The 26,917-nt window shown below is 68.0% G+C and carries 31 protein-coding genes; 20 read left to right on the top strand and 11 right to left on the bottom strand.

Annotated elements, in window-relative coordinates:
• Positions 1-36: 36 nt before the first annotated feature.
• Positions 37-1,074, top strand: coding sequence for a hypothetical protein (locus RIF68_RS01910; protein WP_309049323.1), 1,038 nt, complete (start codon positions 37-39; stop codon positions 1,072-1,074).
• 862 nt (positions 1,075-1,936) lie between these two features.
• Here the strand turns inward: RIF68_RS01910 and RIF68_RS01905 are convergent.
• Genes RIF68_RS01905 through RIF68_RS01885 form a run of 5 tightly spaced genes read right to left on the bottom strand, consistent with a single transcriptional unit; the run spans position 1,937 to position 3,717 of the window.
• Positions 1,937-2,305 (bottom strand): hypothetical protein, encoded by a 369-nt coding sequence (locus tag RIF68_RS01905; RefSeq protein ID WP_309049322.1) that lies wholly within the window; start codon positions 2,303-2,305, stop codon positions 1,937-1,939.
• Positions 2,302-2,541 (bottom strand): hypothetical protein, encoded by a 240-nt coding sequence (locus RIF68_RS01900; protein WP_309049321.1) that lies wholly within the window; start codon positions 2,539-2,541, stop codon positions 2,302-2,304. Before RIF68_RS01900 ends, RIF68_RS01905 begins: the two co-directional genes overlap by 4 nt.
• Positions 2,538-2,936 (bottom strand): hypothetical protein, encoded by a 399-nt coding sequence (locus tag RIF68_RS01895; RefSeq protein WP_309049320.1) that lies wholly within the window; start codon positions 2,934-2,936, stop codon positions 2,538-2,540. Before RIF68_RS01895 ends, RIF68_RS01900 begins: the two co-directional genes overlap by 4 nt.
• On the bottom strand, positions 2,933-3,295 hold the full coding sequence (locus RIF68_RS01890) for a hypothetical protein (protein WP_309049319.1): 363 nt from the start codon (positions 3,293-3,295) through the stop codon (positions 2,933-2,935). Before RIF68_RS01890 ends, RIF68_RS01895 begins: the two co-directional genes overlap by 4 nt.
• On the bottom strand, positions 3,292-3,717 hold the full coding sequence (locus RIF68_RS01885; protein WP_309049318.1) for a hypothetical protein: 426 nt from the start codon (positions 3,715-3,717) through the stop codon (positions 3,292-3,294). Before RIF68_RS01885 ends, RIF68_RS01890 begins: the two co-directional genes overlap by 4 nt.
• Before the next feature lie 282 nt (positions 3,718-3,999).
• Here RIF68_RS01885 and RIF68_RS01880 point away from each other — a divergent pair, with 282 nt between their 5' ends.
• The 3 genes from RIF68_RS01880 to RIF68_RS01870 all read left to right on the top strand — a co-directional run bounded on the left by RIF68_RS01880 (position 4,000) and on the right by RIF68_RS01870 (position 6,292).
• Positions 4,000-4,581: a hypothetical protein gene (locus RIF68_RS01880; protein ID WP_309049317.1), complete on the top strand. Its 582-nt coding sequence runs from the start codon at positions 4,000-4,002 to the stop codon at positions 4,579-4,581.
• A gap of 6 nt (positions 4,582-4,587) precedes the next feature.
• Positions 4,588-5,415 carry a hypothetical protein gene (locus RIF68_RS01875; RefSeq protein ID WP_309049316.1) on the top strand — a complete coding sequence of 276 codons (828 nt, stop codon included), beginning with the start codon at positions 4,588-4,590 and terminating at the stop codon, positions 5,413-5,415.
• Between the two features lie 337 nt (positions 5,416-5,752).
• Entirely contained in the window at positions 5,753-6,292 is a 540-nt protein-coding gene (locus RIF68_RS01870) for a hypothetical protein (protein WP_309049315.1), read from the top strand.
• Positions 6,293-6,438: 146 nt separating this feature from the next.
• Here the strand turns inward: RIF68_RS01870 and RIF68_RS01865 are convergent, their stop codons facing one another.
• Positions 6,439-6,735 (bottom strand): hypothetical protein, encoded by a 297-nt coding sequence (locus RIF68_RS01865; RefSeq protein WP_309049314.1) that lies wholly within the window; start codon positions 6,733-6,735, stop codon positions 6,439-6,441.
• A 250-nt stretch (positions 6,736-6,985) separates the two neighbouring features.
• On the opposite strand from RIF68_RS01865, the gene RIF68_RS01860 reads away from it, so the two are divergent.
• From RIF68_RS01860 to RIF68_RS01845, 4 genes are all read left to right on the top strand, one after another.
• The gene (locus tag RIF68_RS01860) at positions 6,986-7,822 is read left to right on the top strand and encodes an AAA family ATPase (protein ID WP_309049313.1); all 837 of its coding nucleotides are present in this window, start codon (positions 6,986-6,988) and stop codon (positions 7,820-7,822) included.
• On the top strand, positions 7,822-8,760 hold the full coding sequence (locus tag RIF68_RS01855) for a hypothetical protein (RefSeq protein WP_309049312.1): 939 nt from the start codon (positions 7,822-7,824) through the stop codon (positions 8,758-8,760). The genes RIF68_RS01860 and RIF68_RS01855 overlap by 1 nt, the downstream gene beginning before the upstream one ends.
• 313 nt (positions 8,761-9,073) lie before the next feature.
• Entirely contained in the window at positions 9,074-10,531 is a 1,458-nt protein-coding gene (locus RIF68_RS01850) for a DUF2637 domain-containing protein (protein WP_309049311.1), read from the top strand.
• Between the two features lie 247 nt (positions 10,532-10,778).
• A complete protein-coding gene (locus RIF68_RS01845; RefSeq protein ID WP_309049310.1) occupies positions 10,779-11,810 on the top strand; it encodes an NAD-dependent epimerase/dehydratase family protein in 1,032 nt (343 codons plus the stop codon).
• 3 nt (positions 11,811-11,813) lie between these two features.
• Here RIF68_RS01845 and RIF68_RS01840 read toward each other — a convergent pair whose 3' ends face one another.
• The gene (locus RIF68_RS01840) at positions 11,814-13,169 is read right to left on the bottom strand and encodes a hypothetical protein (RefSeq protein WP_309049309.1); all 1,356 of its coding nucleotides are present in this window, start codon (positions 13,167-13,169) and stop codon (positions 11,814-11,816) included.
• Between the two features lie 310 nt (positions 13,170-13,479).
• On the opposite strand from RIF68_RS01840, the gene RIF68_RS01835 reads away from it, so the two are divergent.
• From RIF68_RS01835 to RIF68_RS01795, 9 genes are all read left to right on the top strand, one after another.
• The gene (locus RIF68_RS01835; RefSeq protein ID WP_309049308.1) at positions 13,480-13,899 is read left to right on the top strand and encodes an ATP-binding protein; all 420 of its coding nucleotides are present in this window, start codon (positions 13,480-13,482) and stop codon (positions 13,897-13,899) included.
• Positions 13,896-14,369, top strand: a complete 474-nt coding sequence (locus RIF68_RS01830; protein ID WP_309049307.1) for a DUF6415 family natural product biosynthesis protein — start codon at positions 13,896-13,898, stop codon at positions 14,367-14,369. Before RIF68_RS01835 ends, RIF68_RS01830 begins: the two co-directional genes overlap by 4 nt.
• Before the next feature lie 107 nt (positions 14,370-14,476).
• A complete protein-coding gene (locus RIF68_RS01825; RefSeq protein WP_309049306.1) occupies positions 14,477-14,890 on the top strand; it encodes a hypothetical protein in 414 nt (137 codons plus the stop codon).
• 55 nt (positions 14,891-14,945) lie between these two features.
• Positions 14,946-15,725 (top strand): hypothetical protein, encoded by a 780-nt coding sequence (locus RIF68_RS01820; RefSeq protein WP_309049305.1) that lies wholly within the window; start codon positions 14,946-14,948, stop codon positions 15,723-15,725.
• A 335-nt stretch (positions 15,726-16,060) separates the two neighbouring features.
• Entirely contained in the window at positions 16,061-17,317 is a 1,257-nt protein-coding gene (locus RIF68_RS01815) for a hypothetical protein (RefSeq protein WP_309049304.1), read from the top strand.
• Positions 17,318-17,397: 80 nt separating this feature from the next.
• Entirely contained in the window at positions 17,398-18,690 is a 1,293-nt protein-coding gene (locus RIF68_RS01810) for an aspartate aminotransferase family protein (RefSeq protein ID WP_309049337.1), read from the top strand.
• A 165-nt stretch (positions 18,691-18,855) separates the two neighbouring features.
• Positions 18,856-20,178: a UDP-glucose/GDP-mannose dehydrogenase family protein gene (locus RIF68_RS01805; RefSeq protein WP_309049303.1), complete on the top strand. Its 1,323-nt coding sequence runs from the start codon at positions 18,856-18,858 to the stop codon at positions 20,176-20,178.
• Positions 20,179-20,192: 14 nt separating this feature from the next.
• Positions 20,193-20,654: a GNAT family N-acetyltransferase gene (locus RIF68_RS01800; protein WP_309049302.1), complete on the top strand. Its 462-nt coding sequence runs from the start codon at positions 20,193-20,195 to the stop codon at positions 20,652-20,654.
• 93 nt (positions 20,655-20,747) lie between these two features.
• A complete protein-coding gene (locus RIF68_RS01795) occupies positions 20,748-21,584 on the top strand; it encodes a sugar nucleotide-binding protein (RefSeq protein ID WP_309049301.1) in 837 nt (278 codons plus the stop codon).
• 72 nt (positions 21,585-21,656) lie between these two features.
• On the opposite strand, the gene RIF68_RS01790 is transcribed toward RIF68_RS01795, so the two are convergent.
• From RIF68_RS01790 to RIF68_RS01775, 4 genes are all read right to left on the bottom strand, one after another.
• A complete protein-coding gene (locus RIF68_RS01790) occupies positions 21,657-22,010 on the bottom strand; it encodes a hypothetical protein (protein WP_309049300.1) in 354 nt (117 codons plus the stop codon).
• A gap of 229 nt (positions 22,011-22,239) precedes the next feature.
• Positions 22,240-22,803 carry a hypothetical protein gene (locus tag RIF68_RS01785; protein WP_309049299.1) on the bottom strand — a complete coding sequence of 188 codons (564 nt, stop codon included), beginning with the start codon at positions 22,801-22,803 and terminating at the stop codon, positions 22,240-22,242.
• Between the two features lie 148 nt (positions 22,804-22,951).
• Positions 22,952-23,641, bottom strand: coding sequence for a hypothetical protein (locus RIF68_RS01780; RefSeq protein ID WP_309049298.1), 690 nt, complete (start codon positions 23,639-23,641; stop codon positions 22,952-22,954).
• Positions 23,642-23,691: 50 nt separating this feature from the next.
• Positions 23,692-24,753, bottom strand: coding sequence for a peptidoglycan DD-metalloendopeptidase family protein (locus RIF68_RS01775; protein WP_309049297.1), 1,062 nt, complete (start codon positions 24,751-24,753; stop codon positions 23,692-23,694).
• Between the two features lie 669 nt (positions 24,754-25,422).
• Between RIF68_RS01775 and RIF68_RS01770 the strand changes: the two genes are divergently transcribed.
• The 3 genes from RIF68_RS01770 to RIF68_RS01760 form a co-directional block, all read left to right on the top strand.
• Positions 25,423-26,055 (top strand): hypothetical protein, encoded by a 633-nt coding sequence (locus tag RIF68_RS01770; protein ID WP_309049296.1) that lies wholly within the window; start codon positions 25,423-25,425, stop codon positions 26,053-26,055.
• A complete protein-coding gene (locus RIF68_RS01765) occupies positions 26,052-26,375 on the top strand; it encodes a hypothetical protein (RefSeq protein WP_309049295.1) in 324 nt (107 codons plus the stop codon). The genes RIF68_RS01770 and RIF68_RS01765 overlap by 4 nt, the downstream gene beginning before the upstream one ends.
• A partial coding sequence (locus RIF68_RS01760; RefSeq protein ID WP_309049294.1) for a hypothetical protein occupies positions 26,375-26,917 on the top strand: 543 nt, incomplete at its 3' end. The genes RIF68_RS01765 and RIF68_RS01760, both read left to right, overlap by 1 nt.

Genomic DNA, 26,917 nt, shown 5'->3' with positions numbered 1-26,917 from the left:
CCACACATCACCGTTCCAGGAGGAGGAACACCACTCATGTCCCGACTTGCCGCCCTGCCCCCACGTCGCCTGCGCCGTCTGCCGGTGCTCGCCATCGGCGTGACCACCGCCCTCACTCTCACCGCCTGCGCAACAGGGGCAGACAACGGTGGCGCCGACACGCCCACCCGGAGCGCGAGCCCCACCTCCGCCCCGCCGGGCCTCCTCACGAAGGAAGAGGCCAAGAAGGTCGTCGACAACTACGAGAAGGTCAACAACCGCGCAAACGCCAGCCAGGACGCCAAGCTCCTGGGCACCGTTGAGGCCGGGCAGATTCATGAGCAGTCCACGGCCGACTTCGAGCAGTGGGAGACCTGGTCCGAGAAGGACCAGAAGTACTACGAGACCGACTTCTTCTACCGGGACCGGGAGTACCTGATCCCTGCTGCCGACAGCGGGGCAACCTGGTTCGCGATCAAGGCTCACTCCAGCGCCGACCCCAAGGCCGGGAGTGTCCTGGTGGTCTTCGACAAGGTCGACGGCGCAACCTACAAGGTCGTGATGACGGTCTACGCCGACGAGCCGATCCCGAAGATCGCTGTTGACAAGCACGGCTACGTGTCGCCCGCCGACCCGTCCCAGAAGGTAGGCGCGCTCGCCCCCGACCAGCTCAGCGAGAGCTACGAGGACTTCTTCGAGACAGGCGGCAAGACGGCCGGAAACACCTTCGCCACGACCGAGAGCTCGAAGGGCTCGACCGATGTCTACAAGGAAGGCGTCGACGAGGACCTGGAGGGATACGCGACCGAGAAGTTCTTCGCCAAGGAGCCGGCGCACCCGAAGGTGTACGCGCTGAAGCTGGAAGGCGGCGGGGTGGTCGCCCTTTTCCCGACCGCTCACACCAGCGAGGTGATGCTCAAGCCGCGCTACATGAGCGGCTTCGACATCACCCCCGGCCCCACGGAATCGGTCTACGACGACACGCGGCGCGATGTGGTCACTGACGAGTTCGAGGGCCAGGCACTGGCGATTCTGAGCCCGAAGGCCAAGCCGCGGGTGACCGGCATCGAGTACCGGATGGTGGACTCCCGATGACGACACACACCCCAAGCAGCCCCGACCCGGACCCGGCCTCGACGTTCGTACCCGAGTATCAGCCACCGGCGTGGTACCTGAACGAGGGCCGGACCGGCGACCACGTGCCGTGGCATTCGGTCTCGCCCGCGGGACCTCCCGAAGCTCCCCCGGTCGGCTGCCGCATCTGTGGGGCGGGCCCCGTTGCACCTGTTCAAGTGCGCTCGCATCAGGGCCTGATCCTTCTTATGAGGTGGCAGACGCTGGACGGCCCGTTCTGCGCTACCTGCGGAACCGCGCTCGTGCGTGAAATGACCACGCGAACACTGTGGCAAGGCTGGTGGGGGCCACTTTCCTTCTTGGCCGGCACTCCATTTGCCCTGCTCTCGAACTTCGACGCCTATCGTCAGCTGAAGCAACTCCCGGCTCCCACACCCGTACCTGGCCGTCCTCAAGCCGTCCCCGGAAAGCCAGTTCTTCAGCGCCCACTGGCGTACGTGGCCCTCGTCCCCCTGCTGTGGGCCGTGTGGTTGCTCAGCAGCCTCTTCCTCTGACGTCGGGGAACGGACCTGGCACCGACTGATACACGCTGAAGGGGCCCTCGTACCGCGGTGAATCGGTGTAAGGGCTCCTTCGCGCGGAACGCACGGTCATCTGATTCCTGAGCGAGAGGGCTCCCCCGGCCGTGAGGTGGCGGCAGCCCACTCCCCCGGCCTGGTCTCGTACTCCATCGCGTGTGTCACGTGCCGAGGATCGTCGTCCAGGCGAACGAGGAGGTACCGGCCAGAGGTGTCGACGACGATCCCGGGGCGGCCGTCGTGCCGTACGCGGACGGCCAGGCCGAAGCGAACGCCGTGGCGCTCCTGGAGACCGTAGTACGCCCTCATGCGCTCCAGGTCGTCGTGCTGCCGGTCGGCCGCCTCGAACAGCGCTCGGCAGCCGGGGCGACGACAGCGAGACTTGGGGAGTTCGTAGGCCCCATGAAAAGCAGGCCCTCGTCCAGGAGGATGCGCACGGGGTCGCACGCCGCGGCGATGCCGACCATGCCGCTCCCGACGGCGTACTGCTGTGTGAAGACGGCGACGTGCAGCTGGGTGTCGCCGCCGATGCTGGGGCTGCGGAGGAAACTGGCGTCCCTGGGCGCCATAACGAGTTCTCCCCGGCGTGCGACCGGTGCGCCGTGCTCCGCGTGGGCCGGGTCGGTGCCGAGGGGGCGCGGCGCCGGACGCCGCAGCATGGGGGGTGTGATCACGTGCCTCCTTCAGTGTCGCTGCCGAGTGCAGTGATGACGATGAGGTCGAGCTGGTCCGCCAGGGAGGCAAGTCCTTCCGCAGGGTCCATCTCCGGGTGATCCCGGAAGGCCGTGGACAGAGTGCGCAGTAGCTCCGTCACCTGATGGGCGGGAAGCAGGGCGCTTCCGTCTTCCTGTCTCCGCATGACGACCAGGTTGGTCGGGATCTGGACCTGGCCGGACTTCGGTCCGTTCACTGCTGAAGCCCTCCGTGCGCACTGGCGCTGGTCCACGTGGGGTCGGGGACTTCCACGATGTGCGCGATCCCGAGCACGATGGCTTCCCGGGCCGCCTGGGGAAGCCCGTAGGCATCGACGAAACCCCTGCACATCGCGGCGGGGAAGTCCTCCGGCACGACGGGCGGCACCGTCGAGTGGCACACGATCTGTCCGCCGCAGTCCCGGACCTCGCGGATGAACTGCTGCCGCCGCCCCGGGCGAAGCGGAGCGGCCGACACGGCGGGGTTCAGGACACAGGTCGTGCAGCGGTCTTCCAGGAGCCGGATCTCCCCCGTCGTCGGGTCCGCCACCGGCGGCACTGGGTCCTCGTCCTGCGAGCCTGCGTCGGAGAAGGGGGTGTTCTGGGCCCTCATGCGTCGCCCTCCTTACCCGCGAGCCAGCGTTCGGCGTCCTCGCCCGTGCCCACCGCGGCGATGGCGGCCACTTCGAGCTGCTCGGCCTCGCTCCACTTCCGCACTGCCACGCGGGCCATCTCCTCATAGCGTCCCGGGTTCGACAGTGCCAGACGCACCAGCAGCGGGGCGGTGCGGCGGTAGTGCGTCCCCCACTCCTCCAGCGTCGGCGGATCGCCCTCGGACGCCCGCAGGTGCAGAAGGTGCCCGTCGGCATGGAGCATCGCCAGCTCCAGCTCCGCTGCACGCTGTTCCTCGTCGGTGAATGGGCCACGGGTGGCCCGGATGTGGTCCCGAGTGTGTTCGTAGTCGCCGTTCATACGCGGGTGGCTTCCTGGGGGGCGGCCGGCGGCGTGTAGCCGGGCGTGCGTTCCCGCAGGCGGCTATAGCGGGTTTGGGCGATGCGGCGGTCTCGTCCCCCTCCTGCCGCCTCGGCGACTTGCCCCCAGGTACGGCCGTGGTGAAGGCGAGCGTGGTCGACCAGCTCCAGTTCGTGGAGGTCGAGTTCGCCACGGGCACGGTCTAGGAGCAGGATCGCGTCCTCCGTGTCCTGGCCGGTGACGCGGCCCTCGCCATCGCGGTCCAAAGCATTGACGACCAGCAGCACCGCCTCCAGAGGGGTGGCTGCGAGGTAGGGGCCACCGTGGGAGTTGAGCCGGCGGTAGCGCTCGCCGCCGTGGCGGCGGGTGAGTCGCTCCAAGGCCGCCGCCTCCCGCGCGTACGAGTTGGGATCTTGAGTCATGGCGTCATCATATTGATGACATCGACGCCAAGGCGCCGTTCAAACAAGATCGTTTGAGCCGCGCATAATTCTGGTTATGCGCGATGAGGGAAGGACCAACTCCCCTGGCGACCGCACCTTTTCCTAATAGGAAAAGAGCGCGATCTGTCGGGTAGGCTGCGTTCCACTGTGGACCAGGGGGGAGCGCTTTCGAGCTGACACATGAATCGCCCACATACACCCTGACCTGCTAAGACTCTGCCCTCAGCCCCTTCGAACACCCACTCGCAGGAGAGTGATCGCATGGTCAGCCCGGACATCAGGATGGCGGGCATCCTGACCACAACGTCCGACTTGCTGGGTCTGCTCGGAGAAGTGGAGCGACTCAGCATCACGTGCCGACCCAGCGGTTCTGTCCGCATCCGCGGACCGATCTTCCCTCAAGAGCACCCTTCCGCTCTCGTCCCGGCCGCAGCGAAGGCCCTCGGCGTTCAATTCCTGACGCCCGGCCGTCCAGTCATCCACAAGGTTCAAGGCGCAATCAACGAAGTCTCCGTGACCGTGGAGGCTTCACCTGCTACTCCCGAAGCACCACTCGATCCCACCCGTGACCGCAGCCGCAGCACCAGTACCGCCGAGATGGCGGCATTCGTTCGCGGCCTCGCACCGTGGGCGGAAACCGTGCAGTGGGAGCAGATGCTGTGGCTTGGACTGTACGACACGGGCAGTACGTTCGATGCGGCTCTCGCCGTCGATCGCTTCCGCGGGCTCGCTGAACTCGCAGTGAGCGCTTTGCCTAGCGAGCTGCAAGACATTGGTGTCGGCCCCGAGGGAACTGCTCTGCTCCCTACAGGTCATACCCTGCGGATTGTCACAGCAGGGTGATGGGGAGTGCGACGTACACGTAAAACCGCACCCCCGACAGCCCGCGAAGCACGGCCCGCCCGACAGGCTCCCAAGGCCTCTCCGCATACGCTCGCTGCGCAGCTGTACGAGCTTCATTGCGCGAACGGCAGGGACCAGGCATACCTGGAGTACTGGCCCGGCGACGGCGAACTGTTCGGTGTCCTGACTTTCGCCCAGGAGCACGCTCACCGCCTCACGGGCGATGCGTACCAGCAAGCGGCAATGCTGCGGGTGCAGCTGGCTGAGTGGCTGCGTCTCGCCGCCGATCCCTTCCAGCTCTCCGCCATCGACGATGCGCGCGCCGGCGGCATCTCCTGGGGGGAGGTGGCCCTCGCGCTGGGGTACGTGAGCCGCCACGGCCAGCCGAACCCCGGCAGCGCGATGAACCTGCGCAAGCGACTGCACGTCGTCGTCAACGGCAAGCCGGGCGACCGGAGGCAGCCGCAGGTCGCACACCTCGTTGATCAACGAGCCGCAGAGGCACGAATTGCGGAGCAACAGCGGATCGCGGCTGGAGAAGCCGTCTACGCGGAGCTGGACACTGTCGCGCGAGCACTTCTCAGGTACCACGAGGCTGGGGAAATCCCGGAAGACCCCGACGATGACGGCTTCTGGTGGGGCGAACTCGCCGAGGCGGTCAATGACCGACGGGACGCACGGGAGCGGGCCAACTTGGTTACCTACGTACGCGGCGCCGTACGCGTGACGCAGGCATACGCGAAGCGGCAGGGAAGGCCCTCAGCAACTACCGAACAGGCCCGGGAGGCCCTGGAGACGGCCATCAGGCTTGTGGAGCTTGCCGACGCAAGCTGACCCTCCCGCCCCAGGAATCACCGGAGGCCCGGACCGTCAGCACGGTCCGGGCCTCCGGCAGGTCAGGCGTATGTCACGAGCCAGATGAAGAAGATCATCCCCAAAGCCAGGACGGTCACGCCCGCGAGAAGCGAACGCGCGCCTCCCTCAGCCCTGCACCGTTCGTACTCTCGCAGTCCGCGAGCCACCCCTCTTGCAATCTCGTCTTCCTTCACTTCACCCCCTCCGCTCTCGTCGATGATGCGCCGCCGCCCTGTGGCTCTTCGCGTCGGGCTGACGTCCGCCCGGTGCGCACTCCGCGACGCTTCGCTGGCCACGCAAGAGCGGCACCGTACATGTGCTGTCGATAGGCAACGTCCCGGCTGAGGCCGGCCGCGGCGCCAATCAGCTCATACGTCGCGGGAGCGCCGCCAGGACGGTTCTTCCCCTGCCGAGCCGCACCGGCCTCAAGATGGGCGGCTCGGCCGGCGGCATCCGCGACGAGCATCAGCAGCTCGATCCGTCGAAGAGGGTCTATGGCGAAGCTGGCCGCGCGGGCCAAGAGCTCGACCCGCTCAGCGCCAGCCACCTGGTCGGCGTCTGCCACAAGCCGCTCGACCTGGTCGGCCAACATGTCAACGTCGTGACGCACCGGAACCCCCTGTTGGTTGTAGCCAACGGCGAAGGAATCGTATCGGGAGACTGTTGGCTTCAGCCAACAGATTCACCCCATCGCCTCGTTCTGCGGCTCTGCCCAACAGAGGAGATCGCGCGCCTACGGGCCAGCGATCAGCCAAAGAATGAGGCAGGCATCCAAGTCCTGGCTGTGCCGGTAGACGACGGAGATACCCCGACCGCCTGTCTGTTCAGGCAGCAACTCAATGGCATAGGACTCTGATTGAGGGTCGGCGTCCGGAAGGCCGCGTGCGCCTTCTGGCGCCGGGTCCGCCTCAAGAGTCCGCCTTACGGATTCGACAGCAGCGCGTTCTGACGGGGTGAGCTCGGTAAGGATCTTGTCTGCTGCGTCACTGAGGAAGGCGTGGGTCACCGGGCGATCCCGGCCTCGCCCAGCTTGCGGCGGAGCTCGTCCTCGATGTCGCCGGTGGGCCGTGCCAGTGCGGCCACGGCTTGAGGGGTGCACCGCATGAGGATGCGGTGACGGTAGGCCTGGGTGATCTGGCGCACCTTGGCCAGGTCGTCCAGGTCGGCCGCATTGAGTTCCTCATCGAAGTTCTGCCGGTCGCCCGGAAATCCCCATACGGAGAGGGCCTCGCGTAGCTGAGCAAGCGTGCGCATCGGCGGTACGAACGATGTCGCGCTGTGATCGGGCTGCGCAGTCACGATTTCCTCCTCTGGGGGTCGCTACCTATGACGTTACTCGTGCGCACGCCGCCATGGGGCCACCCGGGCGTTCCGCATCAGGTTCGTCAGATTGTCCGCTCACAAGGTGAGAACGCCGGCGAACCCGGGGTCTTTCCCTTCGCGGGGCCACAGCGCGGATACGCTCGCCCCGAAAGCACTCGGTGCCCGCCTCCTGGCCGAGACGGGCACCTCCAGGCCAACCGCCAGCACCCACCCTGTGAGGAAGAACGTGACGACACCTATCCCAGAGCCTAGCCTTCCCTTGGAGGCCAGAAAGGCCAACCGGCGAGAGACCCGTGTCATCGCGGTCGGCGCCTTGAAGGGCGGAACCGGGAAGACCAGGCTGGCCAAGCTGATCGCACTCTTCCTCGCGGTCGTTCTCGGCCGAAAGGTCGTGATGTTCGACGCGGACAGTGCGAGTCAGACGAGCAGCAAGTGGCCAGAGAAGGCCCGGCTGCGCGGATACTTCCCGTGGCCCTTCGAAGTCATCCGGCACCCGTTCGACGACCTCGACCAGGCCATCGACGAGGTCAAAGCCCGCGGCGATGTCGACGACATCGTGGTGGATGTCGGCGGCGGCAACTACGACTGTTTCCTGGCGGCGGTCCGTCGGGTGAACATCCTCCTGGTGCCGCTGTGCCCGGACGAAGGCGATACCGAGCAGGCGTACCAGACTCGACAGGCCGTCCTCATGGGTGCTGCGCTCAACAACACGGGCAAGCCCCTGTCGATGAACTTCGTACTCAGTCGCTGCGAGGTGAGCAACGACAGGATCGACGCCCGCGAGCGGCTACTGGACGAGGAGCAGGAAGGGGGGCCCTACCCGCTCCTGGACACCGAGATCCCCATGCTGGTTGCCTACAAGCGGGTCTACGGACGGATTCCCGGCCCGGCAACGACTACGTTCGAGAACCGAGAGCTGACGAGTCAGGACAAGGAACGGCCTCGCTGGAAGGATCTCGTCAACTTCATTCCCCTGCTCGTCGAGTCCGAGATCATCACCAGGGACCAAGCACTGGGGACGGGACTGATCGTGCAGCGCGAGCTTGAGAGGGTGTCGCTCTGATGGCCAAGGGCGCCTCGATTCCTACCGGTCCGGCCGCGGAGGACCAGCTTGAGGCAGAGGGGAAGGGCCGTGGCCGTCGGGTACTGCCACCGCTGACCGAGTTCCCGCCCCACGTCACCCGCGAAACAGAGGGGAAGACCGAAGGCGGCGGGGCAGCACTGCCTGAGCAGGCGACAGGAAGTGACGCCGGGCGGAACCTCACGAGCACCGGGCTGAACTTGCGGGCGGAGCCGGCGATCCCTACCGCGGTATCGGAGGAACTGCCGGAGGCCATTCAGGCCGCACTCGTGGAGGCGCTACCGGAGGACGGTGAACCTGGCGACATCATCACCGCCTGCGAGAAGCGTCTGCACGCCGCTCAGCTACTGCGCGACGCGATGGAGCAGCGGACGCTGACCGCGTACTTCCACTACGCGGGCCCCGCTGTGCGGTTGGCTCACAAGGGCTCCTGGCGTCACATCATCGACCCGACGACCGGGAAGCCCTGCCGCTCGTGGTCAGCGTGGTTGAGGACAGTGAATGTCTCCCGCCAGCATGCGTTTCGTATGGTCAAAGAGGAACCCCTCCTCGAAGCGCTGGCTGGACTGGAGGGCGTTGGGGCCCTCGGAGTGCGCCAGATCGACGTTCTGTCTCCAGTTCTGAACAATTACGGAAAGGACAGCGTGCGCCTGGTCTGGACGACGGCGGCCGCTTCGGGAGACACCAGCGCGAAAGCGCTAGAGGCCGTTCGGGATCAGCTGGGATTCACCACCGCCAAGGAGGTTGATGAGGACGAACCTCCCACCACGGCCACCAGCACGCCGGTTCTGCGCTTCCAGGCCAACCCGGGCACGTTCGATGAGGCCAAGGTACGAGAGGCCGCAAGGGCTCAGCCGGAGGTGGCGCTCCTGGTTGCCCGTACGATCCTGGCCGAACTCGGCGACCCCCCTGCTTCGTAGCCGCTGACGGACCTGTATCGCGCGATACAACTCTGGAACCTGTATCGCGCGATACAACCTCACGCCGGTGGACCTGTATCGCGCGATACAGGTCCACCGGCGTTTCAGCACCTTCGGCAAGGGCTGTCTCGGATGGGTGCCGAGCCCGAGGATGCTGTGACTGTCGGGACTGTGGGTGCCTCGTTCTAGGGTTATGGGGCCCAGTGCCCGTGTCGATGATCGGAGAGTCCATGCGTCACCAGGGGGCGGCCGTCAGTAGCAGGCCGCGCGGTCCCGAGGGCGCGGCTGCGCACTGGAGAGAGGGGGCGTATCAGTGACGATCGAAACGGTCGTACTGCCTGCTGGCATCGGGTTTGCCGCGCTCTGCGTGTTGGCGGCGCTGGCGCTCGTACTGCGTTCACGCCGCAGCCGCGAGCAGGACAAGATGTCGGCAGAAGAACGTGACCAGCTTGCCGACCACCGACGGAAAGCTTGGCGTCGGCGTCTGGCCGTGATCAGCCTCGCGATCGCGTTCGTCATCATCTTCTGCATCGCCGGCATCGCGGCCTGGTTGTCCTTCGCGGCTCAGAAGGCGTACGCCTTCGACCGCAACGGGGGCTCCTGGTCTGCGGCGACAGGCTTCGCCCTCCTCCTGGACGCGGGTGCGCTCGGTTTGTCGCTGCTGCGGCTGTTCGAGGCACTGACGGCCCGGTCCAGCCAGCTGACCCGCTTCTACCTGGTGGCGTTTATCGCGGCCTCCGCGACGATGAACCTGCTGCACGCTCCGTCGGCCTCGCTCGGCGGTCGGCTCGTCGCGGTCATCCCGCCGCTGGTGTACGCGGTGTTCCTGGAGACCCTGCTCAAGAAGGTCGAGCAGCTGGTCCTCGGCAAGTATCCGAAGCGGAAGGTCAAGAAGAACGTCGAGCGTGGTTACAGCTTGCTCTTGTGGGTGCCGTTCGTCGGGTATCCCTGGCAGATGTGGAAGATGTGGCGCAAGGATCTGCACAGTACCTTGCAGTACGTCCGCGCCCCGGGCTCGAGGAAGCCCTTCCCCGAGGTGGAGCACGCCGCGCCGGCGCCGCAGCCAGCGGAGCCGCCACAGGCGCGGGAGGGCGTTCCCGCGGTCCAGCGACAGGTCGCGTCCACAGAACCGTCAGCACCCGTGACGCAGGCGGCGACGGCGCCCAGTCCTGTCGCCGTTCAGCAGCCGCCCGCAGTGACCGTCCCCGCAACAGCCGCCGCAACCGACCCGATAGGCACCGCGGCCGCCGCGCAGCTGACGCCACCCGCTCCGACTCCGCAGGCCGCCGCCCAGCAGGCGCCTGTGCCATCGCCCCTGACGCCCTCAAACAAGCCGAAGAAGGACCAGCTGCGCGACGCCCTGGTGGAGCAGATCCGGGCCGGTGACCTCCGCGTGCTGGACGGCAGTCCACAGGTCAGCAACGGGGCCGCTTACCGGGCGAACATGGAGCTGGGGAAGGCGGCCGGGAAGGGCTTCAAGAACGGAAAGCAGGAGGGCATCCTGGCCGATGGAGCGGTCCGTACCGCAGTGAAGCAGATCCTCCCGGAGCTGAGGAAGATCGCCGAGGAGGAGAGAGCCCGGCGCGCCGTGGCTGCCGCGTCACAGCAGGCTCCTGAGCCCGCGCCGGACCATCAAGGGCCTGCGGACGGCGGAGCGAGTAGGGGAGGTGAATTCCGGGAGCGCCGGGAGCCAGAGGTACCCGGCATCGGGCACCAGCGCGGAGCGGGAGTCGACGCAAGCAGCGCGGAGCGGGAGGCTGCGCTCGCGTAGACAGAACAGCTCGGCGTGACAGAAAGGGCCCGACGGTGACGACCGTCGGGCCCTTCCGTGTGCGGCGTGTGCCACACGGCCGACACCGGCTACTGCCGACGCCACGGCGTCGGGCCCGGCGACCCACTTGGACGCGGTCCCGATGTACGGCGGCCCAGCCCACGCCGCAGTCGCCAAGGCCCGCGAAGAGGTTGCGCACGACTGACCACCTTCCGTAGGACCACCACCACACGGCAGGATCGCCGCCATGAGGATTCTTGTACTTGGCGGGACGTGGTTTCTGGGCCGGGCGGTCGCTCAACTCGCGCTTGACCGAGGATGGGAGGTGACGATCTTCAACCGTGGCCGTTCGGGCTCCACACCAGAGGGAGCCCAAACGGTGCGAGGCGATCGCACTGTCGCCGCCGACCTGGCGCGGTTGGCCAGTGAAGGGCCGTGGGACGCCGTGGTGGACACCTCCGCGTCCGAGATGGCGCCGCGCGACGTCCTCGCTGGCGCCCGCGCACTGGAGCCGGTCGCCGGCCGGTACGTCTACGTCTCCACGGTGAACGCCTACCGCGGCTGGCCGAACGATCCGCTGACCGAGGACTCGGAAGTCCTGGACGGGCCGCCGGACGCCGACGTGGACTACGGCCGACTCCCGGACGACTGGGACGGGCCGGACTGGTACTACGGCAGGCAGAAGGCGGGCGCCGAGCGAGCGACCACCGCGGCGTTCGGTGAGGACCGGGCCGTCATCCTCCGGCCAGGCGTCATCCTCGGGCCCGGCGAGTACGTCGGCCGGCTCCCGTGGTGGCTCAACCGCGCCGCCCGTGGGGGCAGGATGCTCGCCCCGGGCGCCCCGGACAAGCCCATCCAGCCCATTGACGTGCGGGACGTGGCCTCGTTCGCGCTCCACCAGGCCACCGCCGACACGGGCGGGGCGTACAACTGCGTGGCGCCGATCGGCCGTGACACGATGAGCGACCTCCTCACGGCCTGCGTGCTCGTCACCGGCGGAGATGCTCAACTGGCCTGGGCCCCGGACAAGTTGCTCCTGGACCAGGGCGTGAAGCAGTGGACCGAGCTGCCGCTGTGGCGCACGCACGCCGGCGTATGGAAGATCGAGTCCACGCGGGCGCAGGTGGCCGGGCTGGTGTGCCGACCGCTGGCGGACACCGTCGCCGACACCTGGACGTGGCTCCGGGACGGCGGCATGCCGGTGGAACATCCGCGCTGGGCCGAGCACGGGATCACACCGGAGAAGGAGGCCGTGATCCTGGCCGCGCTCGGCCGGTAGCCGTCAGGCTTCGATCGCGAGCGGGTTCGCGGCGCCGAGCCGGCGGGCCGGGGAGAGGGCACTGAAGTCCTCGATCTGCTCAGCCAGAGCGAGCGCCGCGGGCGCGCTGCGGAAGTCAGGACGGGTCAACTCAATCCGGGCTGCCGTCAGCCGCTCCATCATCCCTGACCCGCGCCAACTCGGCGGCACCTGGAAGACCGGCGTCAATGCCTCCTGGGCGCCTTCCACCTCATTGCGGAGCAGCCTGGCACGCGCCAAGTCGACGGCTGCCGGGCCCGACACCATGATGGGCTGCTCGCCTTCCGGGCACGCGCGCAACAGGGTGAGTGCCCTCGTGGCGAACTCCTCCGCCGACTGGGCATCGCGCAGCAGCAGGCACGTTGTCGCGTTGCTCATGGCCGTGCGAGCGGCGTCGAACGCGAACTCGCCGCCGATGTCGTCGTGCAGCTCGTCGCGGCGGCCACTGCTCTGTTCCAGCGCTTCGCGTATGGCCCGCTCAGCCTGATCGGTGTTGCGCAGGTGGCCGTGCGCACGGGCCTCGATGGAGTACAGGCGGCGGCGGGCAGTGTCTCCCAGGCCACCGAACGTCTGGGCGGTCTTGGCGAGCCGTACGGCCTCGCCGGGGCGCCCGTCCCAGAACGCCATGAAGGCCATCATGCCGTAGGCGTACGCCTGCACAGGGCCGTTGCCGATGGTCTTGCCGTACTGCGCTGACGAACGCGCGAAGGAGACGGCCGGCGTGAGGGCGCCCAGGTCGAAGGAGACCGCTGCGAGCAGCGCGCTGGCCTGTGCCGCCGCGTAGTAGAGGCGGGTGTGCTGCTCCGGGGACCGGGTGCGTTCGAGCAGCACCTGCGCCTGGTTCAGTAGGCCGGTCGCCTCCTGGTAGACCACAGCCGGGGCCGTGCCGCCATATCGGCGTGCAAGCTGGACAAGGTCGTCGTGCAGTTGGTCGAGGGTCAGCTCGTCCAGGTGGAGCGAGGCGGCTTCACTGGCGTGCGAGGCGGCGTCCCGAGCGGTCATCAGCAGATCACTTTCGTCAAGCACGGGCGGGGATGGGGCCCGAGGCGAGCAGTCTTGCTCTAGCTCCTGGATGTCGGAGGCTGAGCGAAGCAGGTCTCCCACGGGCCGCTGGAACATGCGCTCCAGCACCCGAGCAGTGGGAGCGTGGGGCGCCGTTTTCACCGCCCCGTACTTCAGGAAGCGCTCGTAATGCCGCGCCACTGGTGCGGGGGCAACGGTGTGGCCCTCTGCCCTCATCTGGTCAGCGACGCGGGTGTATTCGTCGCTGAATGCCGGATGGGAGCGGATACCCCGTCTGGTGGCCAGCAGGAACAACACTGTGCGCTGACCCTGGTCCATGTCCCCTCCACGGAATCGGTTCCCCTCCATGGGATACCGCGGTGGCTTCCCTTTGGAACTGCCCCTCGCCAGAAGGCGGGAAGAAGTCATAGCGGCGTCATCGTGTCATCCGAACGGTCCGTCAGAAGTCATAACGACGACATAGTCACAACTCCCCCCGTCCCACAACGCTAAGTGCTCGAATCGCGACGAGGAGGAGTCAATGGGGACGGCTACGGCGCCGAGCACGACCCTTCCCACCAGAAGCGTCTTAGCCGGCCACAAGCAGGGCCCGTTCCACGCGTTGGTGCGGGTTCGCAAAGCGGATGCGATGGAAGCGAACTTCGGGATCGCCCGGCGCGGCCCCGGAGAGCCGATACCTGATCGGGACGCTCGCCGCGTTCAGGGCATGCGGAGACTCACCCGGGCCCGCCTGAACCACTGCGGCCTGTCCAGCATGTGCGATTCTGCGGCCCTCATCGTCTCGGAGCTGGTCACCAACGCCATCCAGCACAGCGGCGGAACTCAGGTCGCCTTCAGGATGCAGCTCCAGGAAGACCTCCTCTACCTGGCGGTCGAGAGCGGCGCGTCGGGGAAGCCGACCGTTCGCGAGGCGGGCAACGACGCTGAGCACGGCCGCGGTCTCCAGCTCGTGGAGTACGTAGTCGTAGCCCTCGATGGCATCTGGGGTGTCAGCGACGACGGCGCCACCGTCTGGTGTCTCCTCCCAGCGAAGGGAGACGACCAGTGACCTCCGTGACCCTCCCCCGTCGCGACGCCAGCACCGACGGACCGCGCTGGGTGCACCCCGTGGAACCCGCCCGTCTGCCGGACCGCGCCAAGGTGGAGGCGGCCCTGGCTGCGGTGCGCGCCTGGCGCCCCTACGACGGTGACGCGTGGCTGGACGACGTGGCCGACGCCCTCGACACAGTCCCCCCGCCCGAAGACCTCGTCGACGAACTCGCGCAGCGTCTGCGCGGGTACCTGATGCAGCTCGTCAGCTATGCCGTCACCAGCGAGGTGGAGAAGCAGGACGGGCGAGCCACGCGGCTCATCGCACGCGCCCGTGAGGTGCGTGAGGAGGAGCTGCCCGGCGACTACCTCAAGTCCGTGCTTCACCTGCGCAGGATGGGCTGGGCCGTGAACGAGTTACACGACCTGCTGACCGAGCTGGAAGCCGTCAAGGGTCCGGACTCGTTGAAGGAGGGCGGCACGCCATGACCTCACCGGCTCCGCGACGCCCTTCCCCCGGAGAGGACCGGGTGACCGCCGAGACACCGCTCCTGGCACTGCCGCCTTGCGCCGGGGCTCCGCCTGGTTCCCCCCTCGTGCGGAGCTTCACCACGCACCTCCCCGGCGACACCCGTGCCCTGTACCTGTCGCGCGTGTGGACACGGCGCATCGTCACCGTCCTGTGTTGGCACGGCAACGTCCTGGCGGCCGTGGAAGCCGTCGCCCGGCTCGTGGACAACGGTGTGAGGCACGGGATTCCCAGCAGCGTGCCCTCTTCCGAAGTGCAGCTCACCCTCAGCATCGCCACCGACGAGACCGGCTCGCTGGTCATCGACGTCGCCGACCTGGACCCGGCGTTCCCCGACTTCGACGCCGCGGTGCGCGGGGAGAGGGGACGTGGCCTGTGGCAGGTCGCTTCCCTCGGCGCCAAGGTCACCCGATTCCTGCCGCACGAAGGCCGCGGCAAGACCGTCCGAGCTGTCCTCGCCCCCGGGCCCGTGGACGTGTGAATCCACTGGCTCCGGCAGACGAGAACCGTGAACACCCTGAATCTGAGAGGACAGCGTGCGCAGCGCCTGGAAGCAACAACCCGTCTACGACCGGAACAATCCGAGTCGCACGGCGCCCTCGGTGGTCAACTACGACCTGGACCAGCTCAAGGTCGGTGAGAACCGCGTCGTGGTGGGCCGCAAGGACGGTTACGACCTCTACGACCGGGACATCGCCCCGGGCGACGGATGGTGCCGCGCCCTCTATGCGCCGGAGTGCGCTTGGCCGCGAGGCGCCGATCTGTGCGTCCTGGTCGAGTGGTTCCCGGACCGGAAGGTCGGATCGGATTGGGCTGCCCGGCTGAAGACCGTGACGGCCGGCCTACGATCGCTGGACTACGTCGTGGAGTGGGCGGGCCGCCCCATCGACCCGGAGAAGGACCTGCACGCCAACCTGCTCGTCTACCGCATGGAAGTGGGCAAGAATCCGCCGCGCCGCCCTAGCGACGCGTGGGCATACATCCCGGCACCGCGCACATACACGTGGCCAGAGAAGAGCCCTCTGGAGCTGATGGAGGGATGGCTGAAGCAGACCAAGGCGGCTCGCGGTACCCGGCTCATGGTGCGGGACGTCGCGACTGCCCTGTGGCCGCCAGAAGCCGACCGCTGCGGGCTCGTGCGCTGGTGGCCAGCTCAAGACAGTGCGGAAGCCGTCAACGGCGGCCTTCGCGAGATGGCCATGACCATGTGGGACACCGGTTACCGACTCCGGACTCAGGAACGCGCCCTGCCTGACGCCGTAGAGACGGTAGACGTGCTCGTGTACCGCGCAGCGACCGCGGACGCTGTCGCCTGACTTCTGTCGGGGCACGGCTGCCGATGCGGCCCGCCACCCCGGCAGGCACAACCCCCGGCGCGGGGGAGCAAAACCCGACTCTGCTGACTCTCCCACGGCAGGAACCCTTCCCCGCGCCGGGCCTACAGACGGCTGCTCGGCAGTCCCGCAATGCCACGCCGCGGACCGCCGAGCAGCTACCGCGGCACCTGCACCACCCTCCCCCGAGTGGAGCGGGTGCCGCGGAGTCACCACCCCCGGCGTCCGCAGCAGCCTTTCCGTGCTGCAACGAATGGCAGCCGCGCCTGTCCGGGAAGCACGCGCCACTCCAACGCGGTTCACACTAGGAGGAAGAGATGTTCCTTCCCTATCCCGTGATCGAACAGCTCGATGACGCTCAGGTGGCCACCTGGGAGAAGCACTTCGCCGGCGCCGGGCACGAACGGCCCCGGGCGATCGAGGAAGGCATTTGGCGCCGCACGCAGGACCCGGCGAACGCCGTCCAGTCCGGCTGGTCCGAGGACGAGCAGGGCCGCCGCCGCATCGTGCACTACCGCTACCGGTACGACCTCGACTACACGTTCCCGGTGCCGCGACTCGTGCTCGCGGACCTGTACCTGTACACGTCGGTGCTCGGCCCGAAAGCCGAGATCGACGAGTACCGCAGCAACGTGCGGTACTGGCTCATCGAGGGCGGTTGGCGGCAGGTGGACGACGCCATGTGGTCGAAGGGCGACCTGCGGGTCACCGTCACCCCGTACGACACGCACCCGCAGGACGAGCGAGCATCACGAGAGACGCCGGCCGGGTTCTACTCGCTCGACGTTGTGTTCCTCTCCGAGGACTTCACAGTGACCCGCAACGTGCGACAGATGCCGTGGAACGTCCTGATGGGTGGCATCCGCATCAAGGACGAGCGGGGCAACCCGACCTACGCCGACGACCTGAGCGAGCTGAAGAACTTCCTGCCGTTCCAGGTCGAGATCGGGTGCGGCACGAGCGTCGAAGCCGGCGTGCCGCCGCTGCACTTCCTGCACCAGGCGTATCGGGTCACCGAGCGGACCGACAACGTCATGAAGCAGACCCACCCGTTCGTCCTGAGCCCGCAGAAGGACACCCTCGTTCGGGAGATGCTGCTCGACGCCACGGCGAAGGCGGAGGAACTGGTCACGATGTTCCGCGTCAGCTTCCTCGCCGAGCCGACGGCCGCCCATCACGCCCTCAAGGCTTTGCACGATGCCGGGCACTTCGTCGGCCCGGTGATCCAGCACAACTTCGACCTGCTCGCCGCGCGGGCCGGACTCGAAGAGTGCTTCGTGCGCCGCTACGACCAGAAGATCCCGCCCGTGCCGTTCCAGCCCGAGGCGAAGGCGCTCCTGGTCGTCGGCCTGCACGCCGACCGGCGTTCAGTCCAGAAGCGGGCCCGCGATCGCGGCATGAAGGTGTTCTACATCGACACCGAGGGCCTGGAGGAGTTCGGCAAGTACATGCCCTACCCGCTGGAGGGGCCGCAGGACGGCGACGTGATCGTGAAGGCCGCGGCCATCCCCACGCTCGTCGAGCTGTGCCGCCAGCTCGGCGTGTGCGTCTCCGTCGCCCAGGCTGCCGCCTGATCAGCACGCCCCCCGGGGCCGCGCGCGACGCTCGTGCGCGGCCCCACTCCGTCAGCACACCCGAGAAGGGATTGACCGAAGTGGACTCGTACGCGCAGAACCGTGAGCGGCTGCTGACCTCCTCCAGGCCCCTGCCGGACTTCGAGGTCGTGGGGACACACGGCCCCTGGCTGCTCCGTGAGGGAGGAAAACGGATCTTCGACGGGTCGAGCGGACTGCTGTGCACCAATGTGGGCCAGAGCAGTACCAAGGTCCACGCCCGCATCGAGAAGCAGTTCTTCCGCTACTCCTTCGGCGGTGCCGCCGTCGTCCAGCCCCACGTTCAGATGGAACTGATGGAGCGCCTGTGCCGCGCCGTGGACCGCCCCGACGATTTCGTAGCGCTGACCACCTGCGGGACACTCGGCGTCGAGGTGGCCGTGGGCCTGGCGCGGAACATCACCCGGGTTCGCGACGGGAAACAGCGCGGGGACATCCTGACCTCCACGTTGAGTTACCACGGGATGTCAGCGCTGACCCTCGCTCTGGCCGGCAACCACGCCCGCCGTCCTCGCCCGGAGGACGCGCTCAACCTCGACCCCGGCTTCCCCGCTCCCTACCCGCCGACGCACGCCCACAAGGACCGCGAGTGCGATGCCTCGTGCGCCGACGAGATCGGAAGGGAGATCGACCGCCGCGGTGCCGAGAACGTCGCCGCGGTACTGATCGAGCCCATCAACGGGACCACGGGCGGCGCCTTCGTGCCGCCCGACGGCTACCTTCGGCGGGTTTCGGAGATATGCCGGGAGCGGGACGTCCTCGTGATCCACGACGAGGTGCTGACCGGGATGTGGCGCACTGGAACACCGCTCGCCAGCCACCACTGGGACGGTTGTGAGCCCGACATGGTGATCCTCTCCAAGGGACTGGGCGCCGGATACACGAGCGTCGGCGCGGTCCTGGTGGCCCCCGAGATGGCCAGGTGGCTCCGGCACGAGGACGCTGACCCGCTCCCCGCGATGGGCACCATGGCCGCCCACCCCCTGATGGCCGCTGCGTGCCTGGGCGTCCTGGACGAGCTGGAGGAGATGGATTTCACCGCCTTCGCAGCGCGCGGCGAACGGCTCGGCCAGGCTCTGGCATCGCTGAACGGCAACGGGCCGGTGCGAGACGTCCGTGGGCGGGGTTTCCTCTACGGGGTGGAAGTCACCCCCGGGCAGCTCTGGCCGGTGATGGAGGCCGCGGAGGAAAGGGGGGTGTTCTTCTACCCGTTCACCGGCGCCGGGGAGCCCAGGAGCGAGGGGTTCGTCGTCGCTCCGCCGCTGACGTCGACGGACGAGGACATCGCTTTCCTGACCGCCGCCCTGTCCAACGCGCTGGGCGCCTTGAGCTGACCCCTCGGCCCACTCCGAGGCCGACGCCTCAACCGAAGCCAGGTCACCCGATCGAACACCTCAACGAACCTACGTGCTACCCGACTTGGGCCCTGCTCGCCAACCGATAGCGTCTGGCAGCACACCGAAGTCGGTGTGCCCCCGATTAGACAAGGACGACCTGCAATGCGTGTTTCCGTGATCGGCTGCGGTCACCTCGGCATCCCGCACGCTGCGGCGATGGCCGAACTCGGCCACGAGGTCATCGGCGTGGACGTCGACCAGGCCAAGGTCGATCGTCTCAACGCCGGCGAATGTCCCATCTACGAGATGGGCCTGCCGGAACTGCTCGCCCGCCACACCCAGAGCGGACGTCTGCGCTTCACCACCGACATCCGCGAGGCCGCCGGCTTCGCCGAGCTGCACTTCATCGGCGTCGGCACCCCGATCGACGCTGACGGCCGCTCCTACGACACCGCACAGGTTTTCGGCGCCGTCCGTCAGCTCGCTCCCCACCTCGACCGTGCGTCCACGATCGTCGGGAAGTCCACCGTCACCGTCGGCACCACCGCCAAGGTCACCGCTCTCGCGCAGCGCCTGGCGCCCGCGGGCGATGAGGTCGACGTCGTATGGAACCCGGAGTTCCTGCGCGAAGGACACGCCGTCGAGGACACCCTTCGCCCGGACCGGCTCATCGCCGGCGTCACCACTCTGGAGGGTGAGAAGGCGATCCGCGCGGTATACGCCGGGATCATCGACGCGGGGGTGCCGATCTTCGTCACCGACCCGCAGACCGCGGAGCTGGCCAAGGGCGCTGCGAACACCTTCCTCGGCCTGAAGATCAGCTACATCAACGCCGTCGCCGACATGTGCGAGGCCGCAGGCGGCGACGTCTCGCAGATCGTGGACATCCTCGGCATCGACCCCCGCATCGGCTCCGGCGGCATGCAGCCCGGCATCGGCTACGGCGGCGGCTGCCTTCCCAAGGACGTCCGCGCCTTCACCGCTTCCGCCCGGCAGCTCGGCGCCGCACAGGCAGCGGCTCTCCTGCGAGCCGCCGAGGAGATCAACGAGCACCGCACCGACGTCGCGCTCGGACTCATCACCCGCGCCCTGGGCGACCGGCCCATCAACGGCGCCCGAATCACCGTGTGGGGCGCCGCGTTTAAGCCCGGCACCAACGACGTGCGCGAGTCGCCCGCCCTCGCCCTCTCCCAGGCGCTCCAGCAGGCCGGCGGCGTCGTCACCGTCCACGACCCGCAGGCCGTCACCACGGCCATGGTCCGCAACCCGGAGCTGGACTACACCGACGACCTGGCCGCCTCCCTCGACGGCGCGGACCTCGTCGTCCTGGCCACCGAATGGCCCGAGTACCGGCATGCCCTCCCCCACACCTTGGTGGACCGCCCGGCCAACCCCCTGCTCGTCGACTGTCGTACCGCCCTCGACCCCCAGCCCTGGCACGCAGCGGGATGGACCGTTCGCCAGCTCGGGCGTCCGGGGAAGTAGAACCGGGCCACGCCATGAGCAGCGACGACGTGATCCTCCGCAGGGCCCGCTCCGCCGACGCACGCGCCGCGGCCGACGTGTGGCTGCGCTCCTACGCCGCGGCGCTACCGACCGTGCGCTGCGCACACGACGAGGCCGACGTCCGGGACTGGTTCGACCGCGTACTCGTGCCGCACTACGAGACCTGGGTCGCCGTCACTGGGGACAGAGTGGTGGGGCTGATGGTGCTCAAGGGCGAGGAGCTGAAGCAGCTCTACCTCGCACCAGAGTGGTACGGGCAGGGCCTCGGTGACCGGTTCATGTCCCTGGCCAAGCAGCGACAGCCGGGCGGCCTGTCGCTGTGGACGTTCCAGGTCAACGGCCCAGCCCGGCGCTTCTACGAGCGGCATGGCTTCACCGAGGCCGAGCGCACCGACGGACAGCGCAACGACGAGCGCGAGCCCGACATCCGCTACCTCTGGAAGCCACGTACGTAGCTCCTCCCCGACCCGGACGGATGATGACGGCGGTCACCCGAACACCAGGGTGACCGCCGTCATCGTCCGTCCCACGGGGCTACGGTTACGCACATGACAATTCTGATCGTTGGCGGGTCTGGCTTCCTGGGGTCCGAGCTGGTCCGGCAGGCGAGAGCAGCGGGGCACACGACAGTCGCCACGTACGCGACCAAGCCGACCACCGCCTCCCCAAGCGCCTGGCACCACCTCGATCTGCGCGACGCGGGAAGTCTGGACGCCGTCATGGCAGAGGTGAACCCGCGCGTCATTATCAACGCTTCAAGCGGCGGGGCCGAATGGGCAGTCACAGCAGAAGGCCCGATACAGCTCGCGATAGTCGCGTCGAAACGCGGAATCCGCATGCTGCACATGTCCACCGACGCAGTGTTCTCCGGCCAAGGCCGCGTCCACTACAACGAGTCCTGTCCCCCGGACCCCGTCACCCCGTACGGCGCAGCCAAGGCCGCAGCGGAGACCGGAGTCCTCGCGGTGCACCCGAAGGCCGCCGTCGTCCGCACGTCGCTGATCATCGGCCATGGTCGTTCTGAGCACGAGCGCCTGGTCCACCAACTCGCCGCCGGCACCCGCGACGGAGCCCTGTGGACCGACGACATCCGGTGCCCGGCCCACGTCTCGGACCTGGCCGGCGTCCTGCTGGAACTGGCGTTGAGCGACGCTGCGGGCATCCAACACGCCGCAGGAGCCGATGCCCTGAGCCGCCACGAACTCGGCGTCCTGATCGCGCGGCGCGATGGACTCGACGCTTCCCGTCTCCCCAGAGGACTGCGAGCCGAGAGCACGATTCCCGGACCCCTCGACGTACGCCTCGACAGTCAGACGACCCGGCAGTCCTTGCGCACACCCCTGCGCGGTGCCCGGGAATTTCTTCGTCCCGGTGACGGGACGTAGAACGGTCGAGAGGTGTAGCGCCTGACGCGACGAAGGACGCCCCCGCTGAGCGGGGGCGTCCTTCGTTTCTGGTCAGCTGGTAGCGAGTCCGGCTACGGCAGCTTCCTGTCTCACGTACTCATCCAGGCCTCTGGCGTCCCATACCGGGCTGCCCGGCGGGATCGGACCGAGGTAGCTGTCGTGCTGCACGTCGTGCTGCCACAACAGCTGCGCTGTGCGCACGGCGTCTTCCTGCGCCTGCACGGGATCACTACCGGTGTCCGCGGCGGCCTTGAGGTGGCGCTGTGCGAGGGCGGCGCGATGAAGCCGGTACTCGCGTTCCTTCTCAGGCGTGGTGGTGCCGGCCGCGTCGGTGACGCGCAATTCGTCGATCATGCCCTGTACTCGTGCGGTGTCCTTGAGGAGGCCCCAGAGCAGGTCGCTCATCGTCTGTGTCCCTTCTTCGCCGAGTGGAGGGGGAGCCGGGTGGTGAGAGCATGGAGGGCTTGCCTCACGTGCGGCCTCTTTACGTGTTGCGAGCCAGGCCGTGACGGCTGCGGCACCGACACCGATGATTCCGGTGTAGGGAGGCGTCCAGGCCTTGGGCCCAGGCGCGGGCGGACGACTCACTCGGCCCCGGCCGTCGTGATCAGAGCCAAGTCTCGTCCGGCGGTGTTCATGCCGTTCCTTCCTTCCCGTGCTCACGCAGCGGCTTGTCCTCGCGCGGGAGGATTCCGCCGTTGCTGTATAGAGTTGCGCGGCCGGTGCCCCCGGTGACCCAGTGCCGCCAGGCAGCGGTGTCGCCGTCGAGGATGCGCTGGTGCCGCTCGGCGACCGTGCTGTGGTGCTGCCTCAACTCGTCTCCCAGCTCTCGGAAGGTGAGGCGCGATCTGCCGTTCTCGCCAGACTCCCGTGCGTATAGGAGCAGTTCCTCCTTCAGAGCGGTCATACGCATCTCCAGCTGCCGTACACCACGCAGGTAGGCCTGAAGAAGACTCCGCTCGATCTCGCCGCCCCCGCGAATCGCCTCCAGGGCGCTCACGGCCGTCTCGGCTTCGTCCGCTACGGTCCACGACTCATGGCCGCGCGTGAAACTCAGGACGTAGGAAGTGGTGCCGTCGGGCCAGTAGACGGTCGGGCCGACAACCCTCGTCGGCTCCATGAGGTTCGCCCCGGGCTGCTGAGGCTCCTTGGCGATCCTCAGTTGGTCGCTGGTGCAGCTAGAGCGGTACGACGTCACAGCCCTCTCCAATCTTGTCGGGGTTCCCCGACATACTGGCGGGGAATCCCGACGAGGAGCAAGGCCTGAAACGGAAGGCGGACAGATTCGGACAGGGAGCACGAGAGCCCCCGGCTCCGGCCAGGGGCTCTCGTGATGTGGGGAGTCTCTACTGTTCAGGCGCCTGGCTACTGGCTACGCGGGCCTGTACGAAGCGGGCAGCGTCACTGTCCGGGCCGAGGACAGCAGCCACAACGTTGGCCAGATCAATGCCGATCTGGACGATCGCGACGGGATCAGTGACCTGCTGCCAGGTGTGCACGGCGCGGCGAGCCGATCCTTGGGTCTGCTCGTGGGTGGGGCCGTGCACGCTGATCTGAAGGCCTGTGGTGTGCAGGTACCAGCGGGCGGCGGTTCCCGAGTCTCCGGCCAGGTGGGCGATCCACCCGCGGAGCTCTCGGATGTTGACCGTGAACGGGTGGTGCTGGCCGTACTGCTGTGTGAGTTCCTGGTCCAGCTTCTCCGCTTCGACGCCCGCGAGGCCGAGAGCGTGGCGGTCATCCGGGTTGTGGAGGGCGGAGGTGACCGAGGCGATGCGGTCGTGCAAGCCGGGCGGCGTCTGCCCCTCGGTGTCCGCTTCGGCCGGCCTGGCGGGGGCACTGTCCTGCGAGGCGGGCTCGGCAGCGGGGCTGTGCTGCACAGATTCTGCTTTCTGAGTCACGTCTGGAGGATTGGTTGCGGCACTCGTCTGCTGCGGGGTGGCCGGGTCCGCCGCCGGCCCGGCCTCGGGCCGGGCCGATTCTGTGAGGGCCCAGAATTCGGGACTCACGGTCCCCCAGGGGCGGAAGTGCTGGTGCACGGTGGTGTGGTTCCTTGCTGGCGGTGTGGCGCTGTCTGGCTCGGACGGGATCAGATGTCGATCCCCTTCTTGCGAAGGTATGGCAGGGGACTGACGTCGGTGCCGTAGTCCGGTCCGGTGCGGATCTCGAAGTGCAGGTGCGGGCCGAATGAGTTGCCGGTGGAACCGGAAAGCCCGATGGCCTGTCCGCCGCTGACTACGTCCCCTATGGAGACTCGGACCTTGCTGAGGTGGGCGTACTGGCTGTACATGCCGTCGGGGTGACGGATGACAATCTGGTTCCCGTACGCTCCCCCGGACCCAGCCGCGACGACCTTGCCCGGACCGATGGAATGGACGGAGGTCCCGGTGGGGACCACGAAGTCGATGCCCGTGTGGTAGCCGCTGGACCAGGCGCCGCCTTGCTGGTGGTACGGCGTGCCCACCTTTCCCTTCACTGGTCGGCCCCAGCCGCCCGAGGTGACCGGAGTGCCCGAGGTGTCCGGCGCGGTGAGCTTTTCAACGTTGGCCATGATGGCCTTGACGTAGTTGTAGGTCTGCCCCTTGGCAAATGATTGAGGCGGGACGCCTTTGTACTGCTGGACCCGGCCCCATCCCGCGTTGTAGCCAGCCAGTGCGAGCTCGATGGGCGACCCGTTGTACTCCGGGTGTTTCTTGGCGGACTTGAGCAGTTTGCACATGATCTGCCCCTGCGTCAGAATGGCGTCCTCGGGGTCCCAGACGTCCCTCTTGCCGTCGCCGTTTCCGTCGACACCATCCTTCGCCCAAGTGCTGGGGATGATTTGAGCGATGCCATCGGCGATCGGCTTGCCCGTGGCGGGGTCTTTTGACTGGGCCTTGGGGTTGAATCCGCTCTCCTGCATGATCTGAGCTGCCAGCACTGCCGCCGGCAATCCGGCATCGCAGTCAGCAGCGGCCTGCTCGATGAGAGCGGCGTACTCGGCGGGAACGAAGCCCTTGCCTACGCGCAGCGATCCGGCGGCGAGGGAGAAGTCCGCGCCGCCCCCACTGTCGTCGTCGATGGCGATGAGGACGACGACACCGAGCCCCAGCGCCAACGGGCTGAGGACGAAGGCTGCTGCCGCTAGAGCGATCCCCCGCTTGGCCTTCACGGCCGCCTCCCCCTGCTGTACGCCGTGTCCCGGCGATCTCCATGCGTGAGCCCGCGTGAGGGGCCGGTCGCGCCTCACCCCTATCAGCACCGCCCCCTGACGGCTGAACGTCACATTGCCACACGCCGTTTCCGCCCCCAAAGCAGGTAACGCGGATCGCGGCCACATCACCCACACGAGGCGCAACAGAAGCGCTCAAACTGTCGTTAAAGGTGACGAACGGCCATAACTGGCGTGCAGCATAAAGGAATTGACACATCACCCGACCCAGGGGCACCACTGGGGTGTCCTCCGCGCGACATAGACTTTCGGACGCGTGTTCACATGGAGTGACCGCCATGGTGATTACAGTTGCAATGCGGGGGAGCGTTGGCTAAGAAATCCCAACCGGCCGTGACGTTGCCCGGCCAAGCACGTTTGGTCATACCGGTGTTGGGCGCCAGCGGAGGCTGCGGTCGCTCGACGACCGCGGGGCTGCTGGCCCGGTCATTGACCACAGCAGGCAGCAGTGTGGTGCTCGACCTGGCGCCTCGCCTGGCTTCTCCATGGCCTACCTGGCCAGTGGAGCCGGGTGCCGGGCTTGCCTCGCTGTCTCCTGACGAGCCGTTCACTCAGGCCCAGGCGAGGGCTGCCGCCTCAACGATGCCAGGACCTGGAGGAGGGTGGGACGTGCTGACCGACCACCGGGATTGGCACCACGGACAGCTGCGGCTGCCGTCGGACCCGGGCGCCTGGTACCAGCTCGCCGCAGGGGGCGGCTGGCAGGCTGTGGTAGCTGACACCACTCATCCGATAGCGCACGACATCGTCAGCGCACGGACGGAGGGCCGTCACGCCGGCCGGACGGCCGCCTGGTGCGCGTTGCCGTTCGCGGTGCCCGTGCTGTGTGCGCTGGCTACCGGCCCCGGGGTGGCTGCCCTCCAGACAGCCGTCAAGGCGGCATCGGCGGAAGGCCTCCCGCTTCACCGCTCAGTTGTCGCCCTGATTTCACCGGGCGAGGGCCGGTTGCCGCCGTCGGTCAAGGCTGCGGCGACCATGCTCCAATCTCAGGTGTCGGCCGTGATCACTGTGCCCTTCGATCCACTCATCCGTACGCACGGCCTTGCGGAGCCCATGAAGCTGGGTCGCCGGACGGGGGAGACGGCGGCCGCCCTGATGCAGGCGGTACTCGACTCGGCTCACCGCACCTGGGGCGATCCGCTTCCCCCGGCTCCCCACCCGGCGGCCCTGCCCGCCGCCGGGCTCCCTCTTGACACTGCTCGACCCGACCAACCTGCTCCTGAAGGGGTACACACGACATGAGCATGATGCTCCAGGCCATCCACGACGTCTCCACTCTGGCCGCCGAGCCGGTCGTGCCCGGCTTCAAGCCGGAACTGCCCGGCACCTTGCAAACCCCGACTGGCAAGATCCTGGGCTGGACCGCGGGCGGCGGTCTGTCCCTGGCGGTGCTGGGTGGTCTCGCCGGCTGGGCGTGCGTCGCCATCGGCCACAACACGGAGCGGGCCCAGCTCGCCTCACGCGGAAAGTCGGCCATTGTGTGGTCGGTCATCGCGGCGGTCGGTATCGGCGTCACGAGCGGTCTGGTGATGGGCTTCTACTCGATGACACAGGGCAACTGATGGGCTCCTACGACAGCAAGGCCCGCAGGGCCCGGCTGCGGCTCGCCGCGGTGGGAGTCTCGGCCGTTGCGGCCCTGGCCCTCGTCGGCACCCTCGCCATCACGACACTCAGCGGAGGAGAGGAGGAGCCGGGCAAGCCGGAGGCGAAGTCGCCTGCGGGGCCCTCCGCCAGCAGCTCGCCGTCACCGACGGCCTCGGTCGAGGAGTTCACGCCTGCCACTGCCGCCCGCATCCCCTTGCTGAAGGCCACCTCGACCACCGACGGCATCGGTACGGGCTTCGAGCACTCGGCGCTGGGCGCGACGTCAGCGGCCGTCTCCTACTGGGAAGACCTCGACCTCCTGGACGACGTGATCGCCGAGAAGCAGTGGAACGCCATTGCGGCCTCCGACTCCCCCGAAACCGTCGACCAGGGCGTGAGCGAGGTCCGCAAAGTGCGGGAGGGGATCGGCCTGCCGCCCAGCGGCGGCACCCCCGACGGCATCACCTTCAGCACCAACGTCAAGGCGGCCCTGACGCGCTCGCTCGACCCGAGCGGGGAC

The sequence above is a fragment of the Streptomyces sp. genome (assembly GCF_031178505.1).
GTDB classification, from domain to species: Bacteria; Actinomycetota; Actinomycetes; order Streptomycetales; family Streptomycetaceae; genus Streptomyces; species Streptomyces gulbargensis.
The sequence above is the reverse complement of the archived record's forward strand: the minus strand, read 5'-3'. Positions and strand labels throughout refer to the sequence as shown.